Genomic DNA, 16,336 nt, shown 5'->3' on the forward strand with positions numbered 1-16,336 from the left:
GCCGCTACCGGCCGGTGGCGATAAAGACGTTCTTGGTTTCCGTGAACGCGTCCAGGGCGTCCGGGCCCAGTTCCCGGCCCAGCCCGGAATGCTTGAACCCGCCGAAGGGAGTCCAGTAGCGAACTGACGAATGAGAGTTCACGGAGAGGTTCCCGGCTTCCACGCCGCGGGCGGTGCGCAGCGCCCGTCCCAGGTCCCGGGTCCAGATGGAGCCTGAAAGCCCGTAGACGGAGTCGTTGGCGATACGCACCGCCTCCGCCTCGTCTTTGAACGGCACGACGGCGAGGACCGGACCGAAGATCTCCTCCCGCAGGGACGGGCTGCCCGGGGCCGGCGCCAGTACTGTCGGCGGGAACCAGAAACCCGGGCCCTGGGGCGCCTGGCCCTGGAAAACAACGTCGTCTCCGGTGACGTAGCCGGCAACGCGTCCGCGCTGGCCTGCGGAGATCAGGGGACCCATGGCGGTCTCCGCCAGAGCCGGATTTCCAACCGCCATTCCCGTGACGTGGGGTTCGAGCAGTTCCAGGAAACGGTCGTAAACCCCTGCCTGGACCAGGACACGGGAACGGGCACAGCAGTCCTGTCCGGCGTTGTCGAAGGCCCCGCCCGGTGCCGCGGCGGCCGCCTGGTCCAGGTCGGCGTCGTCGTAAATGATGTTGGCGCTTTTGCCGCCCAGTTCCAGCGTCACGCGTTTGAGCTGGGCTGAACAGCCCGCCATGATCTGCTGCCCGACTTCGGTGGACCCGGTGAACACGACCTTGCGGACCGAAGGGTGGGTGACGAAGCGCTCGCCGATCACGGACCCCTTGCCGGGGAGGACCGAGAAGACTCCCTCCGGAATGCCCGCTTCGAGGGCCAGTTCCGCCAGCCGCATGGCCGTGAGCGGGGTCAGTTCTGCCGGTTTCAGCACAACGGTGTTCCCTGCTGCCAGCGCCGGAGCGAATCCCCAGGCCGCGATCGGCATGGGGAAGTTCCAGGGCACGATCACCCCGACCACTCCCAGCGGCTCGTGGAACGTCACGTCAATGCCGCCGTCCACGGGAATCTGCGCCCCGGCGTGTCTTTCCGGTGCCCCGGCGTAGTAGTTCAGGACGTCCCGGACGTTGCCCGCTTCCCAGCGCGCGTTGCCGAGGGTATGCCCGGCATTGGCCACTTCGAGTGCGGCGAGGTTTTCCAGATCAGCGTCCACGGCGGCTGCAAAGCGGCGCAGCAGCAGGGCCCGGTCCGAAGGCCCGGTGTTCCGCCATGTTTCAAACGCACGGGCCGCGGTTGCGATGGCGGCATCCACTGCGTCCAGGTCCAGGGGCGCGACGGTGGTGATGATTTCTTCCGTGGCCGGATTCAGGATGGGGGTGGTCAACTGCGGGCTCCTTCGGAAGTTGAAACCGCAGCCGGTGCGGCGGGACCGGGCGCTGGTTTGCCGCTGCCTTCCGCGGCAGCGACGAACCCGCGGAAGAGACGCAGATCAGCGGGATTCTGTTCAGGGTGGAACTGCACGCCCAGCACCCAGGCGTTGCTGCCGGCCAGCTCAACCGCCTCGATGGTTCCTTCCGGAGCCACCGCGGTGACCTCAAGCCCGTGCCCCAGCTCGGCGATGCCCTGGTGGTGATAGCAGGGGGCACTGGCCGTGGGACCAAGCAGGGAAGAGATCAGGCTGCCGGGTGTAGTGGTGAAGCTGACTTCGCCAAAGACTCCCGGGGCAGGCTGGTAGTTGGCTTCGGGCCGGACATCGGGCAGGTGCTGGATGAGCGTTCCGCCCAGGGCTACGTTGAGGATCTGCGCGCCGCGGCAGATCGCCAGCAGCGGCAGCCCGCGCTCCAGGGCGGCCTTCGTGAGGGCAAGGTCGTGGGCATCACGCTGCGGCTGGCTAATGGTGAGCCGGTGCGGCTGGTGCCCGTACTGTGCCGGGTCCACGTCGGTGCCTCCGGCAGTGACCAGGCCGTCTAGCCGGTCCAGGACGTGCACGCCGGTTCCTACGGGCGGAAGCAGCACCGGAATGCCTCCGGCCGCAGCAACGGCTTCAACGTACGTGCCGGGAATCAGGGCCGCCGTCCCCTTCCAGACGCCCCAGGCTGCCTCCTGGTAGTAGGTGGTAATCCCGATTAGCGGCCTGCCGGTGCCGCGGTTATCAGAGGCGTTCAAAGCCACGCTTGCGCTCCCAATCGGTGACCGCAGACTCGAAGGCGGCCAGCTCGACGTCGGCCGCGTGCACGTAGTGGGTGACGACGTCGTCGCCGAAGGCCTTGCGGGCAAGCTCGCTTCCGGCGAGGAGGTCCCTGGCGGCGCGCAGGGTGGTTGGCAGCCGGTCCGCTCCCGTGGTGTAGGCGTTCCCTGCCGTGACCGGTTCCAGCGGCAGCCGGTTTTCCAGCCCGTGAATGGCGGCGGCTACCAGTGCAGCTGCGGCCAGGTACGGGTTCAGGTCCCCGCCGCCCACCCGGTTTTCGCTGCGCATCCCGGCGCCGTGGCCCACTACACGCAGGGCGCAGCTGCGGTTGTCCATGCCCCAGGCGATGGCAGTGGGCGCGAAACTGCCTTCCACGAAGCGCTTGTAGGAATTCACGTTTGGTGCCAGGAAATAGGTCAGTTCCTTCAGTGCTGCCAGCTGGCCGGCGAGGAAGTGTTCCATCACCTCACTGAATCCGTGTTCGCTGTCTCCCGGGAACACGGGCTCACCGTCCAGGTCCCGGAGACTGAAATGGATGTGGCAGGAGTTGCCCTCGCGTTCGTTGAACTTCGCCATGAAGGTAACGCTCTTGCCCTGCTGGTCTGCGATTTCCTTGGCACCGGTCTTGTAGAAAGCGTGGTTGTCGCAGGTCCGCATGGCTTCGTCGAAGCGGAAGGTGACTTCCTGCTGGCCGTAGTTGCATTCGCCCTTGGAGGATTCCACCACCATGCCCGCGCTCTCCATCCCGGTACGGATGGCACGCAGCACCGGTTCCAGCCGGGAGGTGGCCAGCAGCGAGTAGTCCACGTTGTACCTGCTGGCTGCCTGCATTCCGGTGTACTCGCGGTCCCAGGCATCGGAGTAGCTGTCGTCAAAAAGGATGAACTCTAGCTCGGTGCCGATGTAGGCCCGGTAGCCCAGCTCCTCCAGCCGGTCCAGCTGACGGCGGAGGATCTGCCGCGGAGAAGGCGCCAGCGGAGTGCCGTCGGTATGCAGCACGTCGCACTGGACTATCGCGGTGCCGGGCAGCCACGGCACCAGCCGCAGCGTGTCCATGTCCGGGCGCATCACAAGGTCCCCGTAGCCGTTCTCCCAGGACGATGACTCGTACCCTTCGATCGTGTTCATGTCCACGTCCACCGCCATCAGGTAATTGCAGCCTTCGGCACCGTGGGGATGAACGTCCTCGAGGAAGGACCTGGCGCCGCAGCGTTTGCCCTGAAGCCGCCCCAAATGGTCGGTGATGGCAACGATTACCGTGTCGATGCTGCCGTCTTCGGTGCGTTCGCGCAGTTCTTCGAGATCCAGCCCGTTCGGCGGTAGTTTGCGTTCCTGCTGCTTCATGCCTGTTCACTTCCCACGTTTGGTTCCTAACGGATTTCCGATTCTGCTTCGGTGATCTGGGCGAACTCCTCTTCCGGGGCGCTGGCAACCAGGTGGTGGCGGCTGTAGAACCAGAAGTAGGCCAGGGCTGCCACAAATATGCCCGCGGTGATGGAGGCAGCCAGGACGTCCACCACAAAGGTCGCCACCACTGCCACTACAGCAAGGACCAGTGCGACGCCGGTGGTCACCGCTCCTCCGGGGGTGCGGTAGCCGCGGGGGAGATCGGGCTCCCGCCGGCGGAGCACTATGTGAGAGAGGTTCAGCAGCACGTAGGACACGGTTGCGCCAAAGACTGCGATGTTGATCAGCAGACCGCCGTCGCCGGTGAGCGCTGCGAGCAGGAACCCGATGGTGCCCGGCACGATCAGTGCCATGTACGGGGTGCGCCAGCGTGTGGTCAGGGACATCCAGCGGGGCAGGTAGCCGGCTCGGGAGAGGGCGAAGAGCTGCCGGGAGTACGCGTACATGATCGAGAAGAAGCTGGCTACGAGTCCGGCGAGTCCTGCGTAGTTCACGAAGTCCGCCAGGAAGGTGTTGCCGCCGTAGGCGATGCGCAGGGCTTCAGGGAGGGGATTGTCCGAGGTGCTCATGGCCTCTGCGCCGGCAGCCCCCGGAACGAGTACCAGCATCAGCGCGCCGAAAACCAGCAGGATCGCCATTGCCGCGATGATGCCGCGGGGCATGTCCCGCTTGGGGTCGGAGGTTTCCTCGGCCGCCAGCGGGACGCCCTCGATGGCAAGGAAGAACCAGATGCCGTAGACCAGCGCCGCCAGCACACCGGCAATACCCATCGGCAGGAAGGAACTGGCGCCCGCTGCGTCGGTGGGAACAATGTCAAAGAGGTTCGCGGCGTCGAACTTAGGCACCAGGCCCACCACGGTGGCGATGAGCGCCAGGACAGCGATGGCAGTGATGACGAACATCAGCTTGAGCGCTTCGCCCACGCCGCGGAGGTGGATGCCGATGAAGATGGCGTAGGTGACCAGGTAGACCGGCCAGGAGTTGGTGAGGCCGAACAGCCCCAGGGCTTCTATGTACCCGCCGATGAAGGTGGCGATGGCCGCCGGTGCCACGGCATATTCGATCAGTACGGCCATGCCGGTGGCGAAGCCGCCCAGCGGTCCCAGTGCCCTGCGCGCAAAACCGTAGCCGGCTCCCGCGGTTGGCAGTGTGGAGGAAAGCTCGGCGAGTCCGAAGACCATGCACGTGTACATAATGCCCATCAGCACGAAGGCGATGAGCAGTCCGCCCCAGCCGCCCTGGGCCAGGCCGAGGTTCCAGCCGGAGAAGTCTCCGGAGATGACGTAGGCAACTCCGAGTCCGGCGAGCAGGATCCAGCCCGCCGCACCGCGCTTGAGTTGCCGGTGGCTCATGTAGCTGGCGTCGACCTTTGTGTAATCGACCCGGGATTTAGCCATGCCGTTTTCCTTGTTTGTTGGAATAGGACGCGGTGCAGGAACAATCCACTGGAGCTGGTATCGCACAAAAGGACTGATTTCAGTCCATGGCGGTTGAGGAAGAGTCTGAGGCCGCGCATGGCTGCACGTCAAGGGTTCATGCGAACTTTTATTGGTCTATTTTGAGGGTTTTAGGCATAGAATCCCGGACATGGAGATGCCGCATTTCGATTCCGGAGCGCTTCCGCCGCGGCCGGTGCGCCGGGGGAATGCCTTTGAGGAAACCGTCGAGCGGGTGCTCGAGAATCTCAAACTGGGCATTTACGCCGCCGGGACACGGCTTCCACCCGAGCGGGAGCTGGCCGCGCAGCTGGGTGTTTCGCGCGCTACCCTGCGCGAGGCGCTCGCAGAGCTGCAGGCCGCCGGATACCTTGAATCACGCCGCGGCAGGTACGGCGGGACCTTTGCCGCCCAGATCCTGCCCGGTCCCGCTGCGCAGCCGGACCAGGGCGATGCCCACGACCTCGAAGACGTCCTGCTGTTCCGCAGGGTGGTTGAATCGGCGGCCGCCAGGCTGGCTGCCGAGGCAACGCTCACCCCGGCAGCCAGGGCCCATCTGCGCTCGGCGCTGGAGGAAGTTGACTGCGCCACCACCGAGACATTCCGGCCGAAGGATGCCCGCTTCCACATCGCCGTGGCTGAGCTGTCCGGATCACCGCGCCTGGTCGCTGCGGTGGCAGATGTCCGGGCCCAGGCCAGCGACCTGCTGGACAGGATTCCACTGCTGCAGGCCAACCTTGACCACTCCCAGGCGCAGCACCGGGAACTCACCGAGGCCATCCTGCGCGGGGACGCGGATGCCGCCTCGGCTGCGGCACTGGCCCACCTGGAAGGTACCGAACGGCTGCTGCGTGGGTTCCTGGGCTAGCACTGCATAAAGCACGACGGCGGCACCCGGGCCTTCGCTGCAAAGGCACGTGCCGCCGTCGTACTTTGTTGCTAGTTTTCCCAGGGCGCCTTGATGGGGAAGTACTTTTCCAGGAAGTCCGTCACCCGGTTGGTGCGTTCCTCGGTGGAGACCTCCGGGAAAGAGCCGTCGTTGAGGCAGAACAGATCCTTGTTCCGCTTCGCCAGCAGGCGGTCCATATCCTTCAGCCCGCGGTAGGACGTGGTGTCCACGTACTTCACCTTGGCGGTTTCCTGCGTGACGGCACGGCCCGTGAGCAGCGCGTAGTAGTGGTAAAGCGAGTTGGTGACGGAGATGTTGTCCTTCGCCCGGAACTTGCTCGCCGCCGTGGCCGCGAACTCCTCCGGGAACACTGCTTCCATTTCCACGAGGACGCTCTTACGCAGCGGTGCCGCTGTGTGCTCGAGGTGCCTGGTGGTGATCCGGCCGAACCGTTCCCAGAGAAGGCGGCGGTTCACCCGGGCAGCGTTCTCAAAACCGCTGCGCTCGGGATCATTGGCGCCCAGGCCAATGCGGGTGCTGGCCTCGATGAACTTGGTGATGCCGCCGGGGGAGAAGAACAGGTCCGGCCCCACCGGACGGCCAAAGAACATGTCGTCGTTGGAGTACAGGAAGTGTTCGGAGAGTCCGGGGATGTGCTGCAGCTGGGACTCGACGGCCTGTGAGTTGAACGTGGGCAGCACGGAGGTATCGCGGAAGTGCTCCACCGCCGGCACGAAGGTGACCGACGGATGATCGGCCAGCCACTCCGGCCGCGGCGAATCGGAGGCGATGAAGATACGCCGGATCCAGGGCGCGAACATGTAGATCGAGCGCAGGGCGTACTTGAGTTCGTTGATCTGCCGGTAGCGGGCTTCGCTGTCATCGCCTTCGCCAACGACGGCGTCCTGCATCAGGGCGGCCCGGCGTGCGCGGTATTCTGGGGAGTTGCCGTCCACCCAGGAGAAGACCAGATCGACGTCGAACCGGATGTCCGTGGCGTGGTCGGCGAACATGTTCTCGATGGTCGGCCAGATCAGGCCGTGCTTGTCCACGCTGCCGCGGACCACCTCGGAGGCGGGGAGGGTGCGGCGGGTCAGGGAGTTCTCCACCGGGAGGGTGATTTCCTTTTCACCCAGTTCCCAGAGCTCCACCTGGACTCCCGCGGAGGCTCCGAAAACGAGGTTGGTTCCGCTTGTCCCGCGGGGCCGGAAGAGCCGGACGATGCGGGTTTTCTGGTGCGGTGAGAGGTCTCCGTCGGCCACCAGCACTGTCCGTGCCTTCTCCGTGTCGACGCTGCGTGAGTAGAACGGTTCGTCCCGGCATGCTTCCACCAGGGCCCGGCGCAGGTCTTCGCGCAGCTGCAGGTCGATTGCGATCACCGGGCGCTGGTCGTTGCCGCGTACCAGCAGGTAGTCGATTCCGGCGTCATCGAGGACCCTGCGCACAAAAAGCAGGTCTTCCACCATTGCCTGGTGCGGGGTGAGGCCGGTGTCCATAAGGGTGAGCCGACCCTTGATCTTGCTGACGTTGGGACGGTGTTCGACCCTCTCGACGACGGCGAGGGAAGCCGTTTGGAGGTCTTCTGCCTCTACTCCGTCTTCCGGGGTGCCGTAGTAGACGTCGTGCTCAGCTGTGATGTCGGTAATTGGAGCCTCCGAAGGGGTCGGGCCGGTTGGGCGCGGAAAAAGGGGAAGCGTGCGACACTGCACAGATAGCTGGGCCCCCGGTGCTGCCCGGCCGTTTTTGGTGCCGGACGGGTGCTGTGAAACCGCGGGATGCTATGGGCGGCGCTGGCGGGGCTGCGTAGCATTGATGCTTAGCACGCGGAAACCTCCGGGAGCCGATGTGAGATACCGTAACACCCTGTTCGCGGCCGTAATAACGGCCGGTCTTGCCGCGGCCTCCTGTGCTGCCCCGGAGCCTTCTGAAACCGCTTCTCCTGACTGGTCTGTGTACGAGGTCCAGGCTGCGTCGCTGGAGTTTGAATACCGCTCTGACTGGCAGGTTGAGCAGGTGGAAGCCCTGGCTAATGACCCTGCCGGCGGTGTTTCCCTGCGGGTTCACGACGCCGATGGCGACGTTATTGCCTGGCTGGATACCGGGATCATTACGGATCAGGTGTGCATGGGGATGCAGGAGCCTGTTGCCTATACGGAGTACGACTCCCAGATGATGCCTGACCTGGAATCCGAGCAGGGGACTGAGCAGCGTTTTGTGTACCGCTCTGTTGCTCCTGCTGCCGGTGAAGCATTGGTGACCTATGCGGTAGTGAGCACTCCGCCTCCTTCTGCAGAGGAGGCTGCCTGCGGTTTATTCGATTTCTTTACTTTGACTGAAGCCAGCGGTGGCCGGTTTGCCGGTGTGGTCCGTGCCGATGAAGGTTCGGATATGACTGCGCACTTGGAGAAGGCTTCAGCGTTTGCCGGTTCCGGGGAGTACCGCGATGTCAGGCGAATGCTGGTTTCTTTGCGCAATTCGGACTGATCTTTCTGGGCTTGTTGTGCTTCTTCTGTGGCGTCCTGTGGATAAGTCAGTATGCTGTGCGGCAGTTTGAGTAGGATCTACCGCACGCTGCCTTACTGCCTTGCCTACCACGGGGGTTTTGATGTCCAGTCTTGGTGTTCGCCGCCGGTTTGCTGCGGTATCTCTGGCTCTGGCTGGTTCTTTGATCGCTCTCTCGGCGTGCTCCGGTGCTGAGGATCCTGATGCTGATGCGGCGCAGTCTCCGAGTCCTTCGGTAAGCGAGTCTGTTTCTTCCAGTCCGTCTCCGTCTCCTTCTGCGACGTATAAGCCGGCGTCTGCTGACGGCCCTGCGGAGAATGTTCCTTTGCCTGTGATGCCTGAGGAAGCGAAGGTCGAGTCCAAGGAGGGGCTCATTGCCTTTGCGAGGTATTGGTATGAGTTGGTGAATTACGGGTATGAGACGGGGGATGTGGAGCCCGTTCGGGCTGTCAGTGGGCCGGACTGCACTGACTGTAACCGGTACTTTGACGTCGTCCAGCGCGGGTACCGGGATGAAGACTGGATGGCTGGTGCCATGATCGACTTTAGGAGTGTCCACAGTGACTATGTGCTTACACCTGATGGGCTGTATCAGGTGTTGATTCAGTTCACGCAGGAACCAATCGAGTTCTTCGGACCAGAAGGTGCCGAGTATGGCGTTGACCCCGGGAGCGACGCCCCCGTCGTGCAAATCCTGGAGGCACGCTTCCAAGATGAAAAATGGGTCGTTGCACAATTGTCGAGCATGTAATGAGATCCGCTGCTGTCGATCGATTGACCATCACGATCCTGGTGCTTTCTCTATTCATGCTTTGGGCCCCCATCACGTCGGCTCACTCCAATGAAGATAAGACTGGAGGAGGATCGTCATTCCATGATGGCGATGTCATCGGCGAGTGGTACCAGCACGACTCTGGGGTGTGGACGAATCTACAGGTCGGTCTTCCAGAAGACCCCAATGGATATCGGTTTGAACCGGCCTGCTTCGACGACCGAAATTCCGGGGATATAGCATGCTTGCGACAGGCCGCTACTTGCACCGCGGCTTCAGACGGTCGACTGGTGTGGTGGTTCTCCGGGCTCCGGGTTACCGACCCTGCTACTTGGCCTCGCCTCGGTGCCAACCCGAGTTGCATCTACTCGGAAGACCCTGCAGCTTTTCAGGAGCGACTACGCGAAGCCATACTTACGGCTTTCCAGGAAGCACCTATTACTCCGGGAACCATGACTCTCCAGCCAAGTCCTCACACACTCATTGGTGCCCACACAAACGTGTACGTGGAAGCATCCAGCCAGGTCTTCGAGATGGAGCTCCTTGGCCAATCCATCCGCATCGAGGTGGAGCCTACGGAGTACACCTTCAACTACGGCGACGGCACAAGCTATGGGCCGGTGTCGACGTCCGGAGGACCGTTGCCGGAAGCACGCTGGGGCGAACAGACGCCAACCAGCCACATGTATTCGCAGACTGGTGATTTCACGGTGGGTATCACGACGTTCTTCTCCGGACAGTATTCGGTCAATGGCGGCCCGATGATTCCGATGGATGGACGTGCTGAGGTGGCATCGCCGTCGCAGCTGGTGAGTGTGTGGCGTGCAGAGTCCAGGAATGTTGCAGATAACTGCCTGGTGAATCCGGCCGGTGTGGGTTGTTGAGCCCGGTTAGGTCGAGCGGTCCGGCTGGATGTGCTCCAGTCGGACGTAGCAGGCGTTGATGCGCGTGATCGAGGGCGGTGGGCTGGCGCTGGCCTTTATGCTGGTGGCACTTGTAGTTGCGTCAGCCGGTTGTTCGAGCAACGCGGGGCCTGGTACGGAAGTGGGTCCATCTCACGCTGTGGTGAGTGCGCCGGCTTCAGTGGAGCCGTCTGCTTCTGCCACGTATAAGCCTCCTTCAGCTGGGGGTCCTGCGGAGAATGTTCCGATGCCGGCGATGCCAGAGGAAGCGAAGGTCGAGTCGAAGGAGGGGCTTATTGCTTTCGCGCGACACTGGTATGCACTTGCCAACTATGGATACCAAACAGGCGACGTTGAGCCGTTGAGAGAGATCACCGGGCCGGACTGCTATGCGTGCAAGTCCTACTATAAAACAGTGGCCAGCGGGTTCCGGGAGGGGTGGGTTTCAGGCGCCGAGATCGAAATCCTAGATGTTAGTAGTACCTACGCCTTGACCGATAATGGGCGCTATCAGGTCCTCATACAAATAGTTCAGGAACCCCTCGACTTCTATACAGCTGCCAACGGTTTCATCAAGACAGTTCCAGGCAATGACCTGCCGTCTGTTCAAATGATCGAAGCCACATTCGCAAGTAGCTCATGGACTGCCGTGGATGTAGTGACTATTTATCACGCGGGATAGAATTCAGATGCTTCACGTAACAAGTCATTAGGGCCGTGGAAAATTGTGACGGTCGTGTAACTGACGTCGACTCGCAAATTACGGTGTTCATCCTATGTCGGGACCCCGCGCCCAACCGAACGCTTCATTGCGTCCAAGAGTGCCAACCCGTCTGGACGTAGATCTTCTGTGGCGTCCTGTGGATAAGTCAGTATGCTGTGCGGCAGTTTGAGTAGGATCTACCGCACGCTGCCTTACTGCCTTGCCTACCACGGGGGTTTTGATGTCCAGTCTTGGTGTTCGACGCCGGTTGGCAGCGGTATCTCTGGCTCTGGCTGGTTCTTTGATCGCTCTCTCGGCGTGTTCCGGTGCTGATGATACTGGTGCTGATGCAGCGCAGTCTCCGAGTCCTTCGGTAAGCGAGTCTGTTTCTCCCAGTCCGACTCCTACTCCTTCGGCGACGTATAAGCCGGCGTCTGCTAAGGGCCCTGCGGAGAATGATCCTTTGCCTGTGATGCCTGAGGAAGCGAAGGCGGAGTCCAAAGAGGGGCTTATTGCTTTTGTGCGGTATTGGTATGAGCTGGTGAATTACGGGTATGAGACCGGGGATGTTGAACCCGTTCGGGCTGTCAGCGGGCCGGACTGCTTCGCTTGCCAGAATTTCTACAGCGGGATGGGCGACGTCTACGGGAGGGGAGGATGGATCCAAGGTGGCGACATTGAAATAGTCACGCTAAATTCCGAGTATCAGTTGACTTCAGAGGGGCGTTACCAGGTTCTTGTCTCAGTGAAGCAACGAGACATGACTTATTGGGATGAAGCCGGGCAGGCAGACCGGCGACCCGGTGATGAAATCTCATTCCTCCAAATAATGGAAATATCGTTCGAGAATGAGGGCTGGTACATTCATCTTGCCGAGTCCACGGGTGATTGACGTGCGCGTCTGGGCTTCCCCGCCGGAACAGGGAGGGCTTGCAGCAGAGGATCATTCTCTGGGGCCGGCTCGAGGCAGGACGTTTCAACTCCTCCGCGGCGGCCATAGCGGAACGACCTCGTCGTGGATTCCTTTACACAAATTTGCTGCGCTTCTGGCATGTGTGGTCATAGTCTCTGCGGGTTGTTCGTCGCCACAAGATCTAGGAACGGCTTCAGGACAGTCGTCTCACCAGGTGACCGAGCAACGTTCTGCAAAACCGCTACCCTCCGCAACCTACAAGCCGGCTTCTGCTAAGGGGCCTGCTGAGAACGTTCCCCTGCCCGACATGCCAGCGGAAGCGAAAGCCGAATCCAAAGAGGGACTGATCGCCTTCGCGCAATACTGGTATGACCTTGTGAATTACGGTTATGAATCGGGTGATCTAATACCCATTGGCTCGCAGACCCTGGGAGACTGCCGGGACTGCTCCCGGTACGAGCAGGTGATTACGGATGGATACGCGAATTCGGACTGGATTTTCGGCGGCCAGATAACTGTTTGGGGGATGGATTCCGAGTACGTTTTGACCGATGCCGGCCGATACCAAGTCTTGGTCCAATTCAGCCAGGATCGGATTGAACTACGCGGCCCCAACGATGTTCTGTACACCGAGCACCCAGGCAGTAAACATCCGGTCGTTCAGATGCTCGAAGCCCGGTGGACGGACGCGGGATGGGTCGTCGAGGAGCTCGTAAGTCTCTAAGGAGGAACTCGTACCGCGGAATTCACCGGATGGCCGGACTAACCGATGACGCGGATGAACAGATCATCCGGGCCAGACAGTCGGAGTTTCTGTGCCCGGTCCTGCCGTCTAAAGGTGGCCCGGGTAAGGCACCGTGAAGAGCGTTCGGGGATCCTGCAGCAGAGCGGGATACGCGAAATCTGACCTCAGCACACTCGCCGAAACACGAACCGTTCGCCGGGCTGTGTCATTCGTGAGGGATACTTCCCCAACGTTTCCCAGCTGGAGAACAGTCCGGTCCGGCCCCAGTAAGGCGACCTCGTCGCCGTCGTTCATTTCATCCAGGAAGCGCTCAAGCTGGCGGGCCTTCTTCCCCGTCACCGGCGCACCACGAGCAGACAACATGGGCAGCTCAATCACCGGCCCGTCCTCGCTTGGAACGGAACGGGCAACCCACAGCGCGTCTCCGCCCGGTTCTGCGGGAAGGACCAGTTCTTCGGGATCGGGCCACACGTAGGGCAGATCCGGGGGAGTGCCGGGAAACAGGTTGGCGTAAAAAACGGGATCCTTAGCCAGCAGGTTCGAACGGTGGCTCTCGTGGAGCTGTGCATCGCCGAGCCAGGGCGGCAGCGGTAACTCACCGCCGTCGGCCTCCGGTGCGAACTCAACCAGCTGCGGCCTCACGGTATCTGCGTATCCGCGGCCGGTCCACGCATCGGTCATCGCCAGCCCGTAGGCCACAAGCGCGGGAACATAACCCATCCACATACGGGTGACCGGATGGTTTCGCCAGCCGTAGTCGGGAAGGACGAGTGCGCGCAGAATCTGCAGGGTCTCAACCCTCTGCTTCCCCAGCCTCGGAGAATCGAGCACCCCGGCACTGCGCCGGAAGCTCTCGTAGGGAAGGAACGTCTGCACGGCTCAGAACCTAGTATTCGGCATACAGTTCACCGGCGAGCAGCGGGACATCAAGACGGTTGTCGGGCCCAGGCAGCGGACAGGCCCAACGCTCGTCATAGGCGCACGAAGGGTTGTAGAGGAAATTGAAGTCGAGCAGCAGCGAGTCCCCAGGCCCTTCTCCAAGATGAGCGCCCTTGATGGTGTCCAGCAGATACCGCCCGCCGCCGTACGTTCCGCCATCGGTGCCGGCGAGTCCGTCACGGACCGGCAGGAAAAGCCCGCCGCCGTAGGTCGCCAGCCTCCATACCGCCAGCCTGCCGACCGGCGTCGTAACGGTCCCGAGGCGTTCGAAATAGACCGTCCCGTCCGTTCCGGTGGCCACTTCGAGCTGCTGGCCAGCGCCGTCGTCGTCAATCTCTGCCGAACAGCGCAGCTCAGGATCATAGGGTGCGACGGCGAGCCCTCCGAAACGCTGTTTGGCCTCGCCGCTCAGCGGGGAAGCGGGGTGCGAGGCAAAGAGCGTATCCCGTTCGCGGCGCCACAAATCGTGGGCCGACGACGGCGAATCAGCCTCCGCGGTTGCGCGCACCTGGGCGTATATGTCGAACATGCGACGGCGCCAGTCAGCCGTCCGGAGTGCCGAAGCTGGGGAAACCATAGGCCCAGCGTAGTGTGTTTGGGTGACTACGGGACTGTTGATTGTTGTGCTGGCTTCGATCTTTGTCGGGGCGCTGGCCCAGCGGATCGCCGGCCTTGGTTTTGCTCTTCTCATTTCGCCGTTCCTCGTGATTATCCTTGGCGCCCATGCCGGCGTGCTGATGGTCAATGTGTGCGGGTTGGTTTCGTCGCTGCTGATCATGTTCCGGGTCTGGAAGGACGTGGACTGGAGCATGTACCGCTGGCTCGTGATCCCAGCTGTCATTGGCAGCGTTCCGGCGTCAATTGCTGCCGTGTATTTGCCGGCCGCCCCGATGGCAGTGATTGTGGGTGCAATCGTCCTGGTGGCGCTTGGCGCGTCGCTGATCCTGGCGCGCAATTCGGTAGTTGTCACCGGTAATCCGGCGAAGGCGATAGCCGGTTTCGCTTCCGGAGTGACCAACGCTGTGGCTGGTGTGGGCGGCCCTGCGGTAAGCGCCTACGCGGTGATGGCACGGTGGCCGCAGCGTCCGTTCGCCGCGACCCTGCAGCCGTTCTTCGTAACCATCGCGACGGTCACCCTGGCCGTAAAACTGACGATGGAGCCGGGACAGATGCCTCCGTTCAGCGTCGTTGCCTGGGTGCTGATTGGTCTCATGATCGTTGGCGGAATCTACGCGGGGGAGCGCCTGCAGAAGCACATCCGGGACGACCACGTCCGCTTCGCAGTCATCGTAATCGCCTTCCTTGGCGCCGGAGCCGCGATGGTCAAGGGCATCATCGACCTGATGGCGTAATCAGGCTGTCACTGGTGCCCGACGGCGGTGCGGAGCCTGTGCGGTGGGCGCGGTTGGTGTTCTCTCGCACGCAGTAGATCCGGTCCGCGTGCCCGACGGCGGTACGCCAGGAAGGGGCCTAACCCGCCAGCGATAAGGGGCAGTTATTGACTGCCCAAGGTGCCCGTAGGTGCGTTTCACCGTGGTCCGAAAAGCAGGAAAATGACCCGTAATCGGTGGTCCTGAAAAGAGCCAAATTTGGACCCGAAATGTCAGTGGCAGCTGAGAGTGTAGGGGTATGAACCGCTCCTCGGACACCACGTTTTCCCGGTCACCTGACTGGGATGAAAACGGTGCGCCGGGCGCGGAATCGGGTGCCGATTACCCGTCTTCTTTTCGTCCGGATTCCAGGTCGGCTCCTACCGCTGACGCCGTGTTTTGTGCGGACCCTGCACTTGTTGCTGACCCCGCATCCGGGGAACCCGCAGTTTTGCCGGCGGGGTTTACCGGACACCTCACGCTGCATGGAGCAGATTCTTTGGGTTACGACGAAACCGTTTCTGCCTTACAACGTCTGGGCATGCTTATCTCTTGGGCCCAGGCACAGCAGGCCCGAGTGGCAGCCCGTTTGGAGGAGCTCTTTGCCCGGGACATCGCCGAAGCTGCAGGACGCGAAGAGCCAGCCCTGGCCATGAGCCTGGCAGCTGCCGAAGCATCCACCGTTCTGAACATTCCGCACATGACGGCAATGCAGCTGATCAGCGAATCATCCCGTCTGTGCACTGAGGCGCCGCAGACCCTGACCCAACTGGCCGAGGGAAAGATCGCGATCCAGCATGCCCGCATCATCCTCGAAGAAACCCACAACCTTCCCACTGACATTCCTGAGGCTACGACTGCGAATTTGGATGGCGGTGACCCGGCGACTGGAGACACCGCAGGCGACCAATCTGCAGGGGAAGCCAGCCAGTTGGATCTCGGTCTCGATGGCATGGGCGCTCCGGCCGGCCGGGATGGGGGCGACAAGAGTGACGAATCCTCGGACTCTGCCAATACCGGTGTTGCCGGCGGGGAGGACATGAGAACAGGGCAGGGCGGGGATCCACGCAGTCCGGGAGGTGGAACCGCAGGAGCCCTGTCCACCGGCGCTGTGCTGAGTGTGCGTGCCGCATTCGAACGGGACCTTCTCGCTGCAGCCGAAGGCCGGACAGCTGCCGGGTTCGGCCGGCGTGCCCGCCGGCTCCGTGAATCAAGGTTTCCGGATCTAATCCCGATCCGTCACCGCCAAGCCAAGGACAGGCGGCGGGTAACCTTCCAGCCGCTGCCCGATGGCATGTCCTGCCTCAGCGCGATCATCGCGGCAGAGAAGGGCCAGGCAATGTTCGCAGCCCTCACAGGCGCCGCCAAAGCCGGCAGACGAGCAGGGGACCCACGGACGATGGACCAACTCCGTGCCGACACCCTTACTGAGCTTCTCCTGGAAGGTGATTCCAGGCACATAAACCCCGATGGTCCCAGCGACGGAGCAGGCACCGTGGTTGAGCATCACACCGGTACAGTCTCTGGGACTGGGACTGGGACTGGGACTGGGACTGGGACTGGGACTGGGACTGGGACTGGGACTGGGACTGGG

The 16,336-nt window shown here is 62.4% G+C and carries 16 protein-coding genes; 9 read left to right on the forward strand and 7 right to left on the reverse strand.

The genetic code is table 11. The features are described from left to right. Nucleotides 1–4 precede the first annotated feature (4 nt). The 4 genes from AO716_RS06555 to eat are packed head-to-tail and all read right to left on the reverse strand — an operon-like array spanning nucleotide 5 to nucleotide 4,968. Nucleotides 5–1,360 carry an aldehyde dehydrogenase family protein gene (locus AO716_RS06555; protein WP_055240171.1) on the reverse strand — a complete coding sequence of 452 codons (1,356 nt, stop codon included), beginning with the start codon at nucleotides 1,358–1,360 and terminating at the stop codon, nucleotides 5–7. Further along, nucleotides 1,357–2,148, reverse strand: a complete 792-nt coding sequence (locus AO716_RS06560; protein ID WP_055240172.1) for a gamma-glutamyl-gamma-aminobutyrate hydrolase family protein — start codon at nucleotides 2,146–2,148, stop codon at nucleotides 1,357–1,359. The genes AO716_RS06555 and AO716_RS06560 overlap by 4 nt, the downstream gene beginning before the upstream one ends. Then, entirely contained in the window at nucleotides 2,129–3,508 is a 1,380-nt protein-coding gene (locus AO716_RS06565) for a glutamine synthetase family protein (protein WP_055240173.1), read from the reverse strand. Before AO716_RS06565 ends, AO716_RS06560 begins: the two co-directional genes overlap by 20 nt. A gap of 26 nt (nucleotides 3,509–3,534) precedes the next feature. Then, entirely contained in the window at nucleotides 3,535–4,968 is a 1,434-nt protein-coding gene (gene eat, locus AO716_RS06570) for an ethanolamine permease (RefSeq protein ID WP_055240174.1), read from the reverse strand. Nucleotides 4,969–5,158: 190 nt separating this feature from the next. Between eat and AO716_RS06575 the strand changes: the two genes are divergently transcribed. Beyond that, complete coding sequence (locus AO716_RS06575) at nucleotides 5,159–5,875, forward strand: FadR/GntR family transcriptional regulator (RefSeq protein WP_055240175.1); 717 nt, start codon at nucleotides 5,159–5,161, stop codon at nucleotides 5,873–5,875. Nucleotides 5,876–5,946: 71 nt separating this feature from the next. Here the strand turns inward: AO716_RS06575 and AO716_RS06580 are convergent, their stop codons facing one another. After that, on the reverse strand, nucleotides 5,947–7,392 hold the full coding sequence (locus AO716_RS06580) for a stealth conserved region 3 domain-containing protein (RefSeq protein ID WP_404322166.1): 1,446 nt from the start codon (nucleotides 7,390–7,392) through the stop codon (nucleotides 5,947–5,949). A 349-nt stretch (nucleotides 7,393–7,741) separates the two neighbouring features. On the opposite strand from AO716_RS06580, the gene AO716_RS06585 reads away from it, so the two are divergent. The 6 genes from AO716_RS06585 to AO716_RS06610 all read left to right on the forward strand — a co-directional run bounded on the left by AO716_RS06585 (nucleotide 7,742) and on the right by AO716_RS06610 (nucleotide 12,412). Beyond that, on the forward strand, nucleotides 7,742–8,380 hold the full coding sequence (locus tag AO716_RS06585) for a hypothetical protein (RefSeq protein ID WP_152969893.1): 639 nt from the start codon (nucleotides 7,742–7,744) through the stop codon (nucleotides 8,378–8,380). Between the two features lie 121 nt (nucleotides 8,381–8,501). Next, nucleotides 8,502–9,149: a DUF6318 family protein gene (locus AO716_RS17820; RefSeq protein ID WP_268753566.1), complete on the forward strand. Its 648-nt coding sequence runs from the start codon at nucleotides 8,502–8,504 to the stop codon at nucleotides 9,147–9,149. A gap of 473 nt (nucleotides 9,150–9,622) precedes the next feature. Further along, on the forward strand, nucleotides 9,623–10,054 hold the full coding sequence (locus tag AO716_RS06595) for a hypothetical protein (RefSeq protein WP_055240178.1): 432 nt from the start codon (nucleotides 9,623–9,625) through the stop codon (nucleotides 10,052–10,054). Between the two features lie 97 nt (nucleotides 10,055–10,151). Next, nucleotides 10,152–10,754, forward strand: coding sequence for a DUF6318 family protein (locus AO716_RS06600; protein WP_268753587.1), 603 nt, complete (start codon nucleotides 10,152–10,154; stop codon nucleotides 10,752–10,754). Between the two features lie 262 nt (nucleotides 10,755–11,016). Next, nucleotides 11,017–11,667: a DUF6318 family protein gene (locus AO716_RS17825; protein WP_268753567.1), complete on the forward strand. Its 651-nt coding sequence runs from the start codon at nucleotides 11,017–11,019 to the stop codon at nucleotides 11,665–11,667. 235 nt (nucleotides 11,668–11,902) lie between these two features. After that, the gene (locus tag AO716_RS06610; protein ID WP_152969894.1) at nucleotides 11,903–12,412 is read left to right on the forward strand and encodes a DUF6318 family protein; all 510 of its coding nucleotides are present in this window, start codon (nucleotides 11,903–11,905) and stop codon (nucleotides 12,410–12,412) included. A 108-nt stretch (nucleotides 12,413–12,520) separates the two neighbouring features. Here the strand turns inward: AO716_RS06610 and AO716_RS06615 are convergent, their stop codons facing one another. Next, nucleotides 12,521–13,309: an MSMEG_6728 family protein gene (locus tag AO716_RS06615; protein ID WP_055240182.1), complete on the reverse strand. Its 789-nt coding sequence runs from the start codon at nucleotides 13,307–13,309 to the stop codon at nucleotides 12,521–12,523. 10 nt (nucleotides 13,310–13,319) lie between these two features. Further along, nucleotides 13,320–13,949 (reverse strand): DUF1684 domain-containing protein, encoded by a 630-nt coding sequence (locus AO716_RS06620; protein WP_055240183.1) that lies wholly within the window; start codon nucleotides 13,947–13,949, stop codon nucleotides 13,320–13,322. A gap of 22 nt (nucleotides 13,950–13,971) precedes the next feature. Here AO716_RS06620 and AO716_RS06625 point away from each other — a divergent pair, with 22 nt between their 5' ends. Both AO716_RS06625 and AO716_RS17895 read left to right on the forward strand, forming a co-directional pair. Beyond that, on the forward strand, nucleotides 13,972–14,724 hold the full coding sequence (locus AO716_RS06625; protein WP_055240184.1) for a sulfite exporter TauE/SafE family protein: 753 nt from the start codon (nucleotides 13,972–13,974) through the stop codon (nucleotides 14,722–14,724). Between the two features lie 1,057 nt (nucleotides 14,725–15,781). Beyond that, a partial coding sequence (locus AO716_RS17895) for a DUF222 domain-containing protein (RefSeq protein WP_414826581.1) occupies nucleotides 15,782–16,336 on the forward strand: 555 nt, incomplete at its 3' end.

It is taken from the genome of Arthrobacter sp. Edens01 (genome assembly GCF_001307035.1).
Lineage (GTDB): Bacteria > Actinomycetota > Actinomycetes > Actinomycetales > Micrococcaceae > Arthrobacter_B.